The following is a 14224-nucleotide window of genomic DNA, read 5'->3' as shown; positions in this document are numbered from 1 at the left end:
CGGCGGCCGGCGCGGTGGCCGGTCCGTCGGGCATGCGCTACTCCTCGCCGGAGTGCCCGTTCAGCAGTCGCCGGACGGCGGTGATGTCGTCCTGGTCGAGAAGCCGCTCGGTGGCGAGGACCCGGTACCAGATCAGGCCGAACACCAGGTCGGCGGCGAAGGCTGCCGTCAGGTGAGCGGGCTTGTCACCGCGGGCCGCGGCCCGCTCGACGACGGTCTCGAGCGCGGCCCTGCGTTTGGTCAGGAAGCCGTCCTGGAAGCGGTGCCGGAAGTCCGCGTCGCGCTGCGCCTCGGCCATCAAGGAGCGCAGGACGGGGACCACCCCCGGAAAGGCCATCAGGGCGGCGGAGTCACGCAGGAACGTGTCCAGCTCCGTGTCGAACGAACCCTGGTCCGCGATGGAGACCTTCAGATCCGCCTTGAGCGCCAGGGCTTCGAGCAGGACGTCCGCCTTCGTGGGCCACCAGCGGTACACGGTCTGCTTGCCCGCTCCGGCACGGGCGGCGATGCCCTCGATGGTGAGGTCCGGAAAGCCGACCTCGGTCGTGAGCTCATAGGCGGCGGTGAGGATCGCGAGCCTCGTCTGCTCGCTCCGCTTGCGGCCGCGGGTGGGTGTCGTGGCGCCGGTCATGCGGGCCAGCCTAACCCATTATCGAGACGTCACGTCTAGAAATGCTGCTACTCTCATTCGAGACGTCACGTCTAGAAATAGGGAGTGAGCATGTCCACTGCACTCGTGATCGGTGGCACGTCGGGGGTCGGCCTGGCGGTTGCCCGGCAACTCGCCGACCGAGGACACGCGGTCCACATCGCCGGACGGAACGCGGAGCGGCTCGACCGGGCGACCTCGGCCATCGACGGAGACGTCCACGGGCACGTTCTCGACGCCGCCGACGCGGTGGCGGTCGCGTCGCTCGCGGCGAGGGTCGCCCCGATCCGCCACCTCGTCATCACCCTCTCCGGCACGGGCGGCGCCGGCCCGCTCGGCGAGTTGCCGCTCGACGGCCTGCGGCAGGCGTTCGAGGAGAAGTACTGGCCCACCGTCACCGCACTCCAGGCCTCGCTCGCCCACCTCGGCGAGGACGCCTCGATCACCCTCGTCGGAGCCGTCACGGCGAGGGCCGCCCTGCCCGGCACAGCCGGGATCGGTTCGCTCAACGCCGCCGTCGAAGGGCTCGTCCAACCACTCGCCGCCGAGCTGGCGCCGATCCGCGTCAACGCCGTCTCTCCGGGATACGTGGACACGCCCTGGTGGGACGGACTCGCCCCCGAGGACCGATCCGCGTTCTTCAAGCAGGCCGCCGACACCCTGCCCACCAAGCGCATAGCCACCGCCCCGGATATTGCCGAGGTCATCGTGCTGCTGGCCACCAACCCCAACATCACCGGAACCGTCATCGAGACGGACGGCGGCGCACGCCTCACCGCCTGACACTTCGTCACCAGTGCCCTGCCGCCATACCCTCGCGGCACGGAACGGCCACGTCGAGCAAGTCGTGGCCCGCATGCAGGGCGGGGTGGTCAGCCGCGGCTCACCACCCCGCCCTGTGCCGCCTCACAGAGCCTTCTCCCGACGCAGCCCAACCTCCACCCCGCCGTCGACGGGTTCAGTCGACTCGCCCAACCCGGTGAACGGTCCTATTCCGCTGATTCCCGCCCGCTCTGCCCGAAGGCGGCACGGCAGCGTTCGACCTGGTCGGCCACCCGCTCCATGAACCAGCGCATGATCTCGTAGGGGATGACATGCTCATCGTGTCTGTGGATGTGGACGGTCGGTTCCAGATCCGGATCCTCATCGGGGACAAACGCCACCATGAAGGCGGCTCCTGGCAGGTGCGTCTCCGCATCCGGGTTCTCGGCCCGTGCAGGTGGCGCGGGCGCGGGCACGGCCTCGCTCAACTCGACGGCCCAGGCGTCGTCGGGCAGGGCGTAGTGAAACCGGACGGCGTAGTGACGCCCTGCGTGTTCGCGCAGTTCGGCTGGCATGACGGCAGGCTGCCACAGGCGAGGCATCGACATCGCTGCAGCCCTCACCGGCCTCTTGCGGGACAGCGGTTCAGACGACCAGGTAACCAAGTAACCAACGCCCTGGCCTCCTTCGCCATCTACGGGGTCGGCCTCGGGGCCCGGCCCGTCGGAGCCATCCTGTTCGGCCGGCTCGGCGACCGCATCGGCATCTCCGCACCCGTGCTGCTGGTGCTGCTGCGACTGCTCCAGGCCAGGGGACGGCGGATGGTCGCCGGCAGCGAGGCCGCGCCAGTCAGCACGGGGCGGGTGGGCCGCTGGTGTCGGCACGCACGCCAGGCCATGGCGCACACCGCACGGGTTGCGGGGGTCGGGAATCTCGGCTAACCCGGCCGGCGGTCCGGACAAGAGCGACGCACTCAAAGACCAGGTACGAGCCGATAGCGACACGTGATGGACAAACGGCTACGGGTCGGTTCGCAGTGCGCTGGGATGACCGGATCACTGGCGACACGTCGGCTGGGGCGGATATGAGCGACGACAGCAAGGCAACGGCCGTCCGACCGCTCACGGGTCTGGAGCCGAACCGGCGGACCTACGTCCCTCCCCCGCGGTCGGGCGAACCGGGCAGCGCCGCGGAGCACTTCCGTGGGCTGCTGGAGGCGGCCCCGGACGCCATGGTCATCGTCGACGACACCGGAATCATCAGACTCGTCAACGCCCAGACCGAAGCCCTCTTCGGCTACCGCCGCGAAGAACTCCTCGGCCAGTCCGTGGACTTCCTCGTACCGCAGCGCCTGCGGGGCCACCACGGCCGGCACCGGGACGCGTACGCCACGAACCAACAGGTACGTCCGATGGGCGCCGGCCTGGACCTGTACGGACTGCGCAAGGACGGCAGCGAGTTCCCCGTCGAGATCAGCCTCAGCCCCCTGGAGACCGCCGACGGACTACTGGTCTCCGCCGCCGTACGCGACGTCAGCGACCGCAAGGCCGCCGAGGAACGGTTCCGTGGGCTGCTGGAGGCTGCGCCGGACGCCATGGTCATCGTCGACGACACCGGAACCATCAGACTCGTCAACGCCCAGACCGAAGCCCTCTTCGGCTACCGCCGCGAAGAACTCCTCGGCCAGTCCGTGGACTTCCTCGTACCGCAGCGCCTGCGGGGCCACCACGGCCGGCACCGGGACGCGTACGCCACGAACCAACAGGTACGTCCGATGGGCGCCGGCCTGGACCTGCACGGACTGCGCAAGGACGGCAGCGAGTTCCCCGTCGAGATCAGCCTCAGCCCCCTGGAGACCGCCGACGGACTACTGGTCTCCGCCGCCGTACGCGACGTCAGCGACCGCAAGGCCGCCGAGGAACGGTTCCGTGGGCTGCTGGAGGCGGCCCCGGACGCCATGGTCATCGTCGACGACACCGGAACCATCAGACTCGTCAACGCCCAGACCGAAGCCCTCTTCGGCTACCGCCGCGAAGAACTCCTCGGCCAGTCCGTGGACTTCCTCGTACCGCAGCGCCTGCGGGGCCACCACGGCCGGCACCGGGACGCGTACGCCACGAACCAACAGGTACGTCCGATGGGCGCCGGCCTGGACCTGCACGGACTGCGCAAGGACGGCAGCGAGTTCCCCGTCGAGATCAGCCTCAGCCCCCTGGAGACCGCCGACGGACTACTGGTCTCCGCCGCCGTACGCGACGTCAGCGACCGCAAGGCCGCCGAGGCCCGCATCAACGAACTGGCCACGCTGGTGGAGTCCTCCCAGGACGCCATCCTCGCCAAGACGCTGGACGGACACATCACCTACTGGAACGTCGCCGCCCAGCGGTTGTACGGACACACGGCCGCCGAGGTCGTGGGCCGGCACATTTCCCTCCTCGCCCCGACCGACCGGCACACCGAGATCGCCATGCTCCTGAGCCGGCTCCGGCTCGGCGAAAAGATCGAACACTTCGAGACCCTGCGCGTCACCAAGTCGGGCGCCCTGCTGGACGTCGACGTCACCGTGTGGCCGACCCGGTCCCCGGACGGCACGGTCATCGGGGCCTGCGCCATCGCAAGGGACATCAGCGACCGCAAACGGGCCGAGGCCGAGCTGACCGTCCTGTACGAACAACAGCGCCACGTCGCCCTCACCCTGCAACGCAGCCTCATGGGCGTCCCGCGGGCCGTCCCGGGGCTGGCCACCGCCAGCCGCTACCGCCCCGCGACCCAAGGGGCCGGCGTGGGCGGCGACTGGTTCGACCTGATCCCGCTCGGCGCCGGCCGGGTCGGTGTCCTCATCGGCGACGTCATGGGCCGCGGGCTGGAGGCAGCCGCCGTCATGGGCCAACTGCGCTCGGCGGCACACGCGTTGGCCAAGACCGGCATGCAGCCCCGACGGCTGATACAGGCCCTGGACACCTGCGTGGCGGATCTGGACATGCCCGACCAGCTGGTCACCTGCTGCTACCTGGTCATCGCTGCCGACGAGGGAGAGGTGACGCTGTGCTCCGCCGGCCACCTTCCGGTTCTGGTCATCGTGCCCGGTGACGAGGCGCGGGCGCTCCCCACCCCGGTGAACGCGCCGCTCGGTGTCGGCGACGTGCTGTACGAGCAGTCGTCGACGACCGTGCCGGCAGGAGCCACCCTCGTGCTCTACACCGACGGCCTGATCGAGACCCCCGGCTGCGACATCGAGAACCAGCTCGCCGAACTCGCCACCACCTGCAGCACCCTGTTCGCCACCCACTCACCGGACCTGGAGGGCGTGGCCGACCGCATCCTGTACACCCTGCGGCCGGATGCGGAGGGCCATGACGACGACGTCACGCTCCTGCTCGCCCAACTGCCCGCCGCGCCGCTCGCGTCCGTCACGACAGACCTGCGTGCCTGTCCCGAGTCGGTGCCCGAGGGCCGCGCATTCCTCAGCAAGGCCCTCACCTCCTGGGACTGCGACCAGAAGGCCGACGACACATGCCTCCTCGTCTCCGAACTCCTCACCAACGCCGTGCAGCACACCCAGGGCCCCATCACCCTGCACGCCTGCCGTACCGCCGCGGAGCTCACCGTCGAGGTGAGCGACGGCAGCCCGCACCTTCCCGAACCCCGACGAGCCGACGACGACGAAGAGTCCGGCCGGGGACTCAATCTCGTCCGCCTCCTGGCCGACGACTGGGGCGTGCGCCCCACCGACCAGGGCAAGACCACGTGGTTCACCCTGCGCCTGTGAACGATTGCACGGTCTGCGTCAGGGGCACGCGCGCGGATAAGGTCGACGGTCGCTCCACCCTCCCTGCACACGGACGCAGGCGCCGGCGAGATCATCGTTCACGGCACGCCCGCCGCCGACCCCGAAGACCTGGGACGGCTCAAGCACTTCGGAGCCGCCGAGTCAGCGGTGGCCGTGCCGCGTGAACTGCTCGTGACCTGGAGGGCGAAGGAGATGGACCGCGCCGCGGCCACGCGTCGGACCGTGAGGACCCCGACGACACTGGCATCGACCTGACCATCAACCGCCGCAGCGGCCCAAGACGGCGATCCCCGAAAGGTCAACAGCCGCACGAGAAGTGGACCAGACAGGACCCGTGGAGATCGTCTGTGCACCGAGCCGGTTACCCGGGCTCCCCAGGGCCATGCCGGGAGGTGCCGAGCCCAGCGGAGCGGTACGGCCGGGCGATGTGCGATACGGAGCGGCCCACCGCCGGGTCCGTCCGGTGGTGGGCCGATGAATGAGCGGTCAGGCAGCCGGCCGGGACAGGGACCGGCCTGCCTCCGCCTCCGTACGCGCCTTCTCCACCGCTTCCCAGTCCTCGGTGTCGAGGGTGGCGAGCGCGGCCGGGAAGACGCCGTCCTGCTCCTCGAGGATGTGCTCGCGCAGCAGGTCGAGGGTGTCGATCAGCCGGTCCGGCCAGCCCGTGTCGGTCAGGAACGGTCCGTCCGCCTCGGCCAGCACCGCTTCGATGCGGCGGTGCTCGGCCTCCAGCGCGGCGATCTGCTCGGGAAACGCCGTGGCCATCGCGGGGAACAGGCCGTGCTCCTCCACCTGGGTGTGCGGGCCGAGCACGGTGGTGATCTCGCGCGCGAGTTCAGCCATCCGGGTGATCGCTCCGTCCCGCCGGGCGTCGCGTACGTGGCTGATGAGGTTCACGACCCTCTCGTGCTCCTGGGTCAGTTCGTCGATGGTCTCCAGTGCCTGGCAACCGCAGTACTCGCACACCGGTGATGCTCCTTGGTTGTTCGGTCCGTCGTGGTCAGCCGCGTGTTCTCACGCGGTGGTGTGCGCGGTGCGGTGCCGTCGCCCACGGCCGGTCCGCGGAGCCCGGCCGCCGCCGTGGGCGGCGGAGCGGACGCCGGTGAGGGTGTAGGCCAGTGCCGCTGCGGCCACGATCGCGAGCAGTGCCAGACCGGCCGCGTACGTTCCGTACTGCCCGTACAGCGAGCCCATCACCAGCGGCGGCAGGAAGCCGCCCAGGCCGCCCGCGGCGCCGACGACGCCGGTGACGGAGCCGACCTGATCGGCCGGGGTGAGCAGGGCCACCAGGGCGAAGGTCGCCCCGCTGCCCGCGCCGAGCGCGGCGGCCATGGCCAGGAAGGCGATGGTCCCCACCGGTGCCAGGGCGGGGGTGAAGGACTGCGCGACCGCTCCGGCCACGACCACGGCCAGCGATCCGGCGAGCACCCGGACCGGTCCCATACGGTCGGACAGCCAGCCGCCGATCGGGCGCATCGCCACCGCGAGGAGCACGAAGCCGGCCATGCGGTTGGCGGCGTCGGCCTGGGTGAGGCCGTAGCCGGTCTTGAGGTAGGTGGGCAGGTAGACCGAGAAGGCCACGTAGCCGCCGAAGGCCACCGCGTACAGCGCGGATGCCTGCCAGGTAATGCCCAGTCGGGCGGTGGCGGCCAGTCGGCGGGCCAGCGGCTCGGTCGGCACGGTGCGTCCGGGCGCGTCGCGCAGCAGCAGCGCCGCGGCCACGGCGTAGACGGCGAGCACCGCGGCGGTGATCACGAACGGGGTCGCCATGCCGCTGCCGTCGACCAGCTTGACCGTGGTCAGGGCGCTGATCGCGGTGCCGCCCATGCCGGCGCCGAACACGCCGATGGCAAGGCCGCGCCGCTCGGGCGGGAACCAGGCGTTGACGAGGGGCACGCCGACGGCGAAGGCGGTGCCGCCGATGCCGAGGAAGAACCCGCCGACCAGGAGCGCGGCGAGGGAGGAGTGCCCGGCCAGGCCGAGGTAGAGCACCGGCACGATGCCGGCCGCCGACACGATCGGGAACATCACACGGCCGCCGAACCGGTCGGTCAGGGCGCCCACCGGGATACGGCCCAGGGAACCGACCACGACCGGCACCGCCACCAGCAGCGACTGCTCGAACGACGACAGGTCGAGGCTGTCCTTGAACCGCGGGCCGAGCGGGCTCAGCAGTGCCCACGCCCAGAAGTTCACGGCGAAACCGATCGTGGCCAGGGCCAGCATCCGCCACGCCCGGCCGGACACCGCAGCACCTGACGGTGAGCTGTCACCCTTCGACTTCAACGGCTGGACCATGTTGTCCGTCCCTTTCCTCTGCACGGTGGTACGGCGCCACCGGGATCGCACGCGTCCGACAGACCTCTTGCCTGCTGGGCGGCGCCGCGTCACCACTGTCCGCAGCCGGGCTCGCCGGCGGCATGGGCCATCAGTCCCTACCGGGGGCCGGACGGGACCCCGGGGTCGGACCGGTCCGTCTGTCCCACGGTCCGTCCCTCCCAAGACCCCCGCATGCAGCCGCCGTCTCACAACGGAGGTAGGGCCGACTGGCCCTACCTCCCCCATCGCCGGCCAGGGGACGATGGACTGATGTTCCAGACAGACGGCTTTCGCGCACTCGACCGGCAGGAGTGCCTGCGCCTGCTGGCCAAGGTGCCGATCGGCCGCGTGGTGTACACCCGACAGGCGCTGCCGGCGGTCCTCCCCATCAATTTCTCGCTGGACACGGACGCCTCCGTCCTGCTGTGCACCTCACCGGCCTCGGATCTCGTCCATGCCATCGACGGCGTCGTGGTCGCCTTCGAGGTGGACGAATTCGATGCGGCGACCCGGTCCGGCTGGAGTGTGGTCGTCACCGGACGGGCCACTGTGGTGACCGACCCCGCCGATCACGAACGTCTGACGCAGACCGGCCCGAGCTCCTGGATGCCCTTGCGGGAAACGGTGTTCGTGCGGATCGAGTCGGAGATGGTCACCGGACGCCAACTCAGGGGCGCACCCGGCCTGCTGTGAGGCACAACGCCGTGGCCACCGCGGGGCTTTGACACCTGGTACGCGCCTTCGGTCCGAGCCGAGCTGATCATCTCGGGTGTCCAGCTCGCGCGGGTCCCAGTTGGGCACGGCCTCGGCGCGGCAGTGCAGGCAGGCCGGCGGGCAGGCCCGAGTGGCGACGCTCATCGTTCGGCCCTTCCCAGCGCCCTGGGGCTGTGTCCGGCCGCCCTGGAGTCAGGGCAGACGAGGCGGGCGGCCGGACGGTGACCGGGCCGGACCGTGCGCGGCACCCGCCGCGAGCGGCAGCGGTGGCATCGGCCTCGAGGGTGGTCGATGTGGTCGTACACGGGGTACCTCCGGATCGGTCGCCGTCAGCTTCCACCGGCGGCGAAGGTCGGCGCGGCGGCCGATGGTCTTCGTCCACAGGGCCGACGGTCCCTCGTCACGAGAGTTACGCGGGGCCGAACGGCCAGTCGCCGGAATGAGACAGGGTCAGCAGTGGTTCGAGGAGCAGGGGGTCAGGGCGCCCGCGGTGGCCACCATCGCGGCTCCCACACCGGTGAGTGCGGCGCCCAGGCCCGTGACCAGGGTGGTGAGGTGCCATGCCTGGTAGGCGGACATCAGCGAGGCGCGCAGGGACTGGCCCATGAACGCGGTCTGGCGCAGCTTGGCGAGCTTCTCGTCGTCGCCTCCGGTGGCGTGCAGCTCCGCGGTGATCTCGGCGTAGGTGCGGCCGCCTGTGGCGTGGGCGAGGTTGCCTCTGATGAACTCGGCGTAGGCGTGCGCCTCGGGGCCGGTTTCCACCCGGCGGCCGGCGTGGGCGGCGAGTTCGGCGGGCAGCCCGCGCTCGGGGAAGGTGATTTTCTGAGCGGCCAGTTCGCTGCGGATCTCCTTCCTGCCGCTGCGGCCGCGCCACAGCATGACCGGTCCGGCGACTACCAGGGCTGTACCGACCGTCCTGAGCAGGGTGCCGGCTCGGCGATGCGATCCGTCCATGACGTGTTGTCCTTCTTCCCTTTGCTTGCGGGTGCGGCGGTGCGTGGCCATCGGCCCGAGCGGGGTGCACGCATCGCCGCAGGGTGAGTGCCGTCGGGTCAGCGGTGGCTGAGCCGCAGCCGCCAGGCTTCGGGGCCGCGTTCGAGGTACTCCACCGAGAACGCGCCCGGGTCGCGCTCCTCGATCTGCGCGAGCAGCGGCAGCGGGTCGTGGTGGGAGATCAGCACCATCGCGGCACCCGCCGGGACGGCGTCGAGCGCGCCGAGGACCGTGGCGTGACGGAGGGCATGCGGAACGTCCCTGACGTCCAGCTCGGGTTCGTTCGCCTCCTCGGCGCCGCCGCGGCCGCACACGCCGTCGCAGCCGCCGGTCTTCTCGATCCGCGCTTCGTCGACGTCGTGCCCTTCCTCGTTGTGCTGTTCTTCTGGTGTGCCCTTGTCGGCCGAGTCGTTCGCGAGCCGGTGGTGCATGTCCGCGAGCAGCTCCGCCAGACAGACCTCGGGGGTCATGGCGAGCAGCGGCAGGACGAGGCCGTTCTCCTTGGCCAGGTGCTCCTCGAAGAGCACCTGCAGGGCCCGGGCGTCGGCCGCGGCGGCCGCCGGGCTCGGTGCGGCGCGCAGGGCGTCGACGAGCGCGGTGAGGCAGCGGTGTTCGCCGATCAGGCTTTCGATCAGCAGCCGGGCCTCGGGCATGCGGTGGGCGGCAGGGTAGAGCGCGGCTTCCTCGGCTGCGGCGTGCGGCAGGAGCGAGCGGTCGCAGAAGGCCACGAGACCCGCGTGGATCATCTCGGCGGCCGTCGGGTTCCGGTCCATGGCGGTGAGCAGTATCCGCACCCGTCCGGCGAGTTCCCCGGCCAGTCGTGCGTGATGCGCCTCGGCGCTTTCCAGGGCCGTGGCGTCTCGGGGGTGCGAGGCGAGGGTGAGCACGCGCATGACGGTCTCTCCAGCGGGTCGGGCCGGCCAGGCCGGCCGATGCGAGCGGGGCGGCACTCCAGAAATCCAGGTGCCGACTCCGGCGGCGGAAGGCGTCCGGCCGCGGTGAGCGGCCGGACGCCCGACCGAACCGCGCCACGCGCGCCGTACGTGCTCTGCCTGCGGCGGCCGGGACGGGGGAATGGCTGCCTGACAGGCGGGATGCGGTCGTACGGGGCGGATGGGCATCTGCGGTTCGATCACAGCCAGCATGCAACGCCCGGCGCACCCGTCTCCCCGGCCGACCGGACCCGGAACCGGGACCATTGGTCCCTGTCGGCACCGGCAACATGGGGCCGGTAGGCCGTCCGCCAGGGACCCCCAGCCCCAGGTGCCGGAGGCCGTGCGCCGCTTAGCGTCCTGGCCATGGAGAACGATCAGAACGCACGGCAGCGGAAGTCGCGCGCCGCTGAGAGCTGGCCGCTGGCGGCCCGCAGACTGCTCACGCGCAGCGAGGTATCGGCCGACGGCCGTGCCGTGTTCGGAACCGGCGACCCGAAGTGGGAAGGCTTCTACCGGGACCGCTGGGCTCACGACAAGGTGGTGCGCTCCACGCACGGCGTCAACTGCACCGGTTCCTGCTCGTGGATGGTGTACGTCAAGGACGGCATCATCACCTGGGAGCACCAGGCCACCGACTACCCGTCGATCGGCGCCGACTGTCCCGAGTACGAGCCGCGCGGCTGCCCCCGTGGAGCCTCCTTCTCCTGGTACACCTACTCGCCCAGCCGGGTCCGCTACCCGTATGTGCGGGGGGAGTTGCTGAAGCTGTGGCGTGAGGCCCGCAGGCGGCTCGGCGACCCCGTGGCGGCCTGGTCCGAGATCACGTCCGACCCGGCCAAGGCGCGCGCGTACAAGCGGGCCCGCGGCAAGGGCGGTCTGGTGCGCGCCGACTGGGACGAGGTGAGCGAGCTGATCGCCGCCGCCCAGGTGCACACCGTCAAGACATACGGCCCCGACCGGGTCGCGGGCTTCTCGCCCATCCCGGCGATGTCAATGGCGTCGTTCGCGGCCGGTGCCCGGTTCCACTCGCTGATCGGCGGCACGCTGCTGTCGTTCTACGACTGGTACGCCGACCTGCCGATCGCCTCACCGCAGGTCTTCGGCGACCAGACGGACGTCCCCGAGGCCGCCGACTGGTGGAACGCGGGCTATCTGATCATGTGGGGCTCGAACATCCCCGTGACCCGCACGCCCGACGCGCACTTCCTGACCGAGACCCGTTACAACGGCACCAAGGTCGTGGCGGTCAGCCCCGACTACGCCGACAACGTCAAGCACGCCGACGAGTGGGTGGCCCCGCACCCCGGCACGGACGGCGCGCTGGCCATGGCCATGGGGCACGTGATCCTGCGCGAGTTCCTCGTCGACCGTGACGTGCCCTACTTCCGGGACTACCTGCGCAAGTTCACCGACGCCCCGTTCCTGGTGTCCCTGCGCGAGCACGAGCGCGGGCTCGTCCCGGACGGATTCCTGACCGCCGCCGATCTCGGCCACGAGGACGAGCACGCCGAGTTCAAGACGGTCCTCCTGGACGGGGCCACCGGCGATCCGGTGGTCCCCGGCGGCTCGCTCGGCTTCCGGTGGGGGGAAGCCGGGCGAGGCCGCTGGAATCTCGATCTGGGCGATGTCGTACCCGAGTTGAGCCTGATGGATCGTGCCGAGGACACCGCCGAGATCGCCCTGCCCCGCTTCGACGAGGGTGCCACCGAGGGCGGCTCGACCATGGTGCGCGGAGTCCCCGTCCACAGGATCGGCGGTCGCCTGGTCACGACGGTGTTCGACCTGATGCTGGCCCAGTACGGCGTCCACCGCCCCGGCCTGCCCGGCGCCTGGCCCTCCTCGTACGAGGACGCGGAGCAGCCGTACACCCCGGCCTGGCAGGAGACGATCACCTCCGTGCCGGCGCAGCAGGCCGCGCGGATCGCCCGGGAGTTCGCCCGCAACGCGGAGCGCACAAACGGCCGTTCGATGATCGCGCTGGGCGCCGGCACCAACCACTGGTTCCACTCGGACACCATCTACCGGGCCTTCCTGGCGCTGACGACGATGACCGGCTGTCAGGGTGTCAACGGCGGCGGCTGGGCGCACTACGTCGGCCAGGAGAAGGTCCGCCCGGTCACCGGGCAGCAGCATCTGTCGTTCGCCTTCGACTGGCAGCGGCCGACGCGGCACATGGCGGGCACCTCGTACTGGTACCTGAACTCCGACCAGTGGCGCTACGAGGCGTTCGGGCCCGAGGAGTTGGCCTCCCCGCTCGGGAAAGGGCGGTTCCAGGGCAAGGGGTTCGCCGACTGTCTGGCGCAGGCCGTGCGGCTGGGCTGGACGCCCGGTCACCCCGGCTTCAACCGCAACCCGCTCGACCTGACGGACGAGGCAGCGGCCAAGGGGCGCCCGGTCGCCGAGCACGTCGTCGACGAGCTGAAGTCCGGGCGGTTGCGGTTCGCCGTCGAGGATCCCGACGACCCGGCCAACTTCCCCCGCGTGCTGACCGTCTGGCGGGCCAATCTGCTCGGTTCCTCCGGCAAGGGCAACGAGTACTTCCTGCGCCACCTGCTCGGCGCCGACGCGGCGGTCCGCTCCGAGGAGACCCCGCCCGAGCACCGGCCGAAGGACGTGGTGTGGCGGGAGGAGGCGCCCGAGGGCAAGCTCGACCTGCTGGTGTGCATGGACTTCCGGATGACCTCCACCGGCCTGCTCGCCGATGTCGTCCTCCCGGCCGCCACCTGGTACGAGAAGGACGACCTGTCCAGCACCGACATGCACCCCTTCGTGCACGCCTTCACCCCGGCCATCGCCCCGCCGTGGCAGGCCCGCACCGACTACGACACGTTCCTGACCATCGCCGACCGTTTCAGTGAGCTGGCCGCCGAGCACCTTGGCACCCGCACCGACGTCCTGGCGGTGCCACTGCTGCACGACACCCCCGACGAACTCGCCCAGCCCGGCGGCGTCGTACGGGACTGGAAGGCCGGCGAGTGCGAGCCGGTTCCCGGCCGGACCATGCCGAAGCTGGTGGTCATCGAGCGCGACTACGCCGCGATCGCGCAGAAGATGCGCGCCGTCGGTCCGCTGCTCGACACGCTGGGCACCACCACCAAGGGCGTCACCGTCCACCCGAACCAGGAGATCGACGACCTCCGGCGCCGCAACGGCACCATCAGGGACGGAGTCGCCGCCGGCCGGCCCTCGCTCGCCACCGCGTCCCACATGTGCGAGGCGATCCTCGCCCTGTCCGGGACCACCAACGGACGGCTGGCCACCGAGGGCTTCCGGGAGCTGGAGCGGCGGACCGGCAGCGAGGGGTTGGTGGAGCTGGCCTCCGAGCGCGAGGCGGAGCGGATCACGTTCGCCGACACCCGTACCCAGCCCCGTTCGGTGATGACCTCGTACGAGTGGTCGGGATCGGAGACCGGCGGGCGCCGCTACTCGCCGTTCGTCATCAACACCGAGCACAAGAAGCCCTGGCACACCCTCACCGGCCGCCAGCACTTCTTCGTCCAGCACGACTGGATCGCCGAGCTCGGCGAGCAACTGCCCGTCTACCGGCCCCCGTTGAACTCGCCCCGGCACTACGGCGATGAGCACCTGAACGAGAACGGCCGCGCCGAGGTCACGGTCCGCTACCTGACCCCGCACTCGAAGTGGTCCATCCACTCCAACTACCAGGACAACAAGTACATGCTCGACCTGTCCCGCGGTGGACCCACGATCTGGATGTCCCTCACCGACGCCGAGAAGATCGGCGTCAAGGACAACGAGTGGATCGAGGCGTACAACCGCAACGGTGTCGTCGCCGCACGGGCCGTGGTCACGCACCGTATGCCCGAGGGCACCGTGTACATGTACCACGCCCAGGACCGCACCGTGAACGTCCCCAAGACCGAGGTCAGCGGCAAGCGCGGCGGCATCCACAACTCGCTGACCCGGCTGCTGCTCAAGCCCACCCATCTCGCGGGCGGCTACGCGCAGTTCACCTACGCCTTCAACTACTACGGCCCGACCGGCAACCAGCGCGACGAGGTCACCGTCATCCGCCGTCGCTCGCAGGATGTGGAGTACTGA

Annotated in this window: 10 protein-coding genes; 4 read left to right on the top strand and 6 right to left on the bottom strand. The window is 70.8% G+C overall.

Annotation, left to right across the window (positions count from 1 at the left end; all coding sequences use genetic code 11):
• Positions 1-37: 37 nt before the first annotated feature.
• On the bottom strand, positions 38-631 hold the full coding sequence (locus K4B79_RS29865) for a TetR/AcrR family transcriptional regulator (protein WP_232030195.1): 594 nt from the start codon (positions 629-631) through the stop codon (positions 38-40).
• Positions 632-721: 90 nt separating this feature from the next.
• Here K4B79_RS29865 and K4B79_RS29860 point away from each other — a divergent pair, with 90 nt between their 5' ends.
• Positions 722-1432 carry an SDR family oxidoreductase gene (locus K4B79_RS29860; protein ID WP_232030188.1) on the top strand — a complete coding sequence of 237 codons (711 nt, stop codon included), beginning with the start codon at positions 722-724 and terminating at the stop codon, positions 1430-1432.
• Between the two features lie 206 nt (positions 1433-1638).
• Here K4B79_RS29860 and K4B79_RS29855 read toward each other — a convergent pair whose 3' ends face one another.
• On the bottom strand, positions 1639-1986 hold the full coding sequence (locus K4B79_RS29855; RefSeq protein WP_232030186.1) for a hypothetical protein: 348 nt from the start codon (positions 1984-1986) through the stop codon (positions 1639-1641).
• Between the two features lie 509 nt (positions 1987-2495).
• Between K4B79_RS29855 and K4B79_RS29840 the strand changes: the two genes are divergently transcribed.
• Entirely contained in the window at positions 2496-5180 is a 2685-nt protein-coding gene (locus tag K4B79_RS29840) for a PAS domain S-box protein (RefSeq protein ID WP_269464109.1), read from the top strand.
• A gap of 507 nt (positions 5181-5687) precedes the next feature.
• Here K4B79_RS29840 and K4B79_RS29835 read toward each other — a convergent pair.
• Entirely contained in the window at positions 5688-6167 is a 480-nt protein-coding gene (locus K4B79_RS29835) for a hemerythrin domain-containing protein (protein WP_232030184.1), read from the bottom strand.
• A gap of 48 nt (positions 6168-6215) precedes the next feature.
• Positions 6216-7499 carry an MFS transporter gene (locus tag K4B79_RS29830; RefSeq protein WP_374208524.1) on the bottom strand — a complete coding sequence of 428 codons (1284 nt, stop codon included), beginning with the start codon at positions 7497-7499 and terminating at the stop codon, positions 6216-6218.
• 291 nt (positions 7500-7790) lie between these two features.
• Between K4B79_RS29830 and K4B79_RS29825 the strand changes: the two genes are divergently transcribed.
• On the top strand, positions 7791-8213 hold the full coding sequence (locus K4B79_RS29825; protein WP_232030182.1) for a pyridoxamine 5'-phosphate oxidase family protein: 423 nt from the start codon (positions 7791-7793) through the stop codon (positions 8211-8213).
• A 471-nt stretch (positions 8214-8684) separates the two neighbouring features.
• Here the strand turns inward: K4B79_RS29825 and K4B79_RS29820 are convergent, their stop codons facing one another.
• Positions 8685-9188 carry a hypothetical protein gene (locus K4B79_RS29820; protein ID WP_232030180.1) on the bottom strand — a complete coding sequence of 168 codons (504 nt, stop codon included), beginning with the start codon at positions 9186-9188 and terminating at the stop codon, positions 8685-8687.
• Positions 9189-9286: 98 nt separating this feature from the next.
• Positions 9287-10120, bottom strand: coding sequence for a DUF2249 domain-containing protein (locus K4B79_RS29815; RefSeq protein WP_232030178.1), 834 nt, complete (start codon positions 10118-10120; stop codon positions 9287-9289).
• 405 nt (positions 10121-10525) lie between these two features.
• Here K4B79_RS29815 and K4B79_RS29810 point away from each other — a divergent pair, with 405 nt between their 5' ends.
• Complete coding sequence (locus K4B79_RS29810) at positions 10526-14224, top strand: nitrate reductase subunit alpha (RefSeq protein WP_232030177.1); 3699 nt, start codon at positions 10526-10528, stop codon at positions 14222-14224.

Origin of the sequence: Streptomyces lincolnensis (genome assembly GCF_021173675.1) — a bacterium.
Taxonomy (GTDB): Bacteria; Actinomycetota; Actinomycetes; order Streptomycetales; family Streptomycetaceae; genus Streptomyces; species Streptomyces lincolnensis_B.
This window is presented reverse-complemented; position numbering and strand designations above follow the sequence as displayed.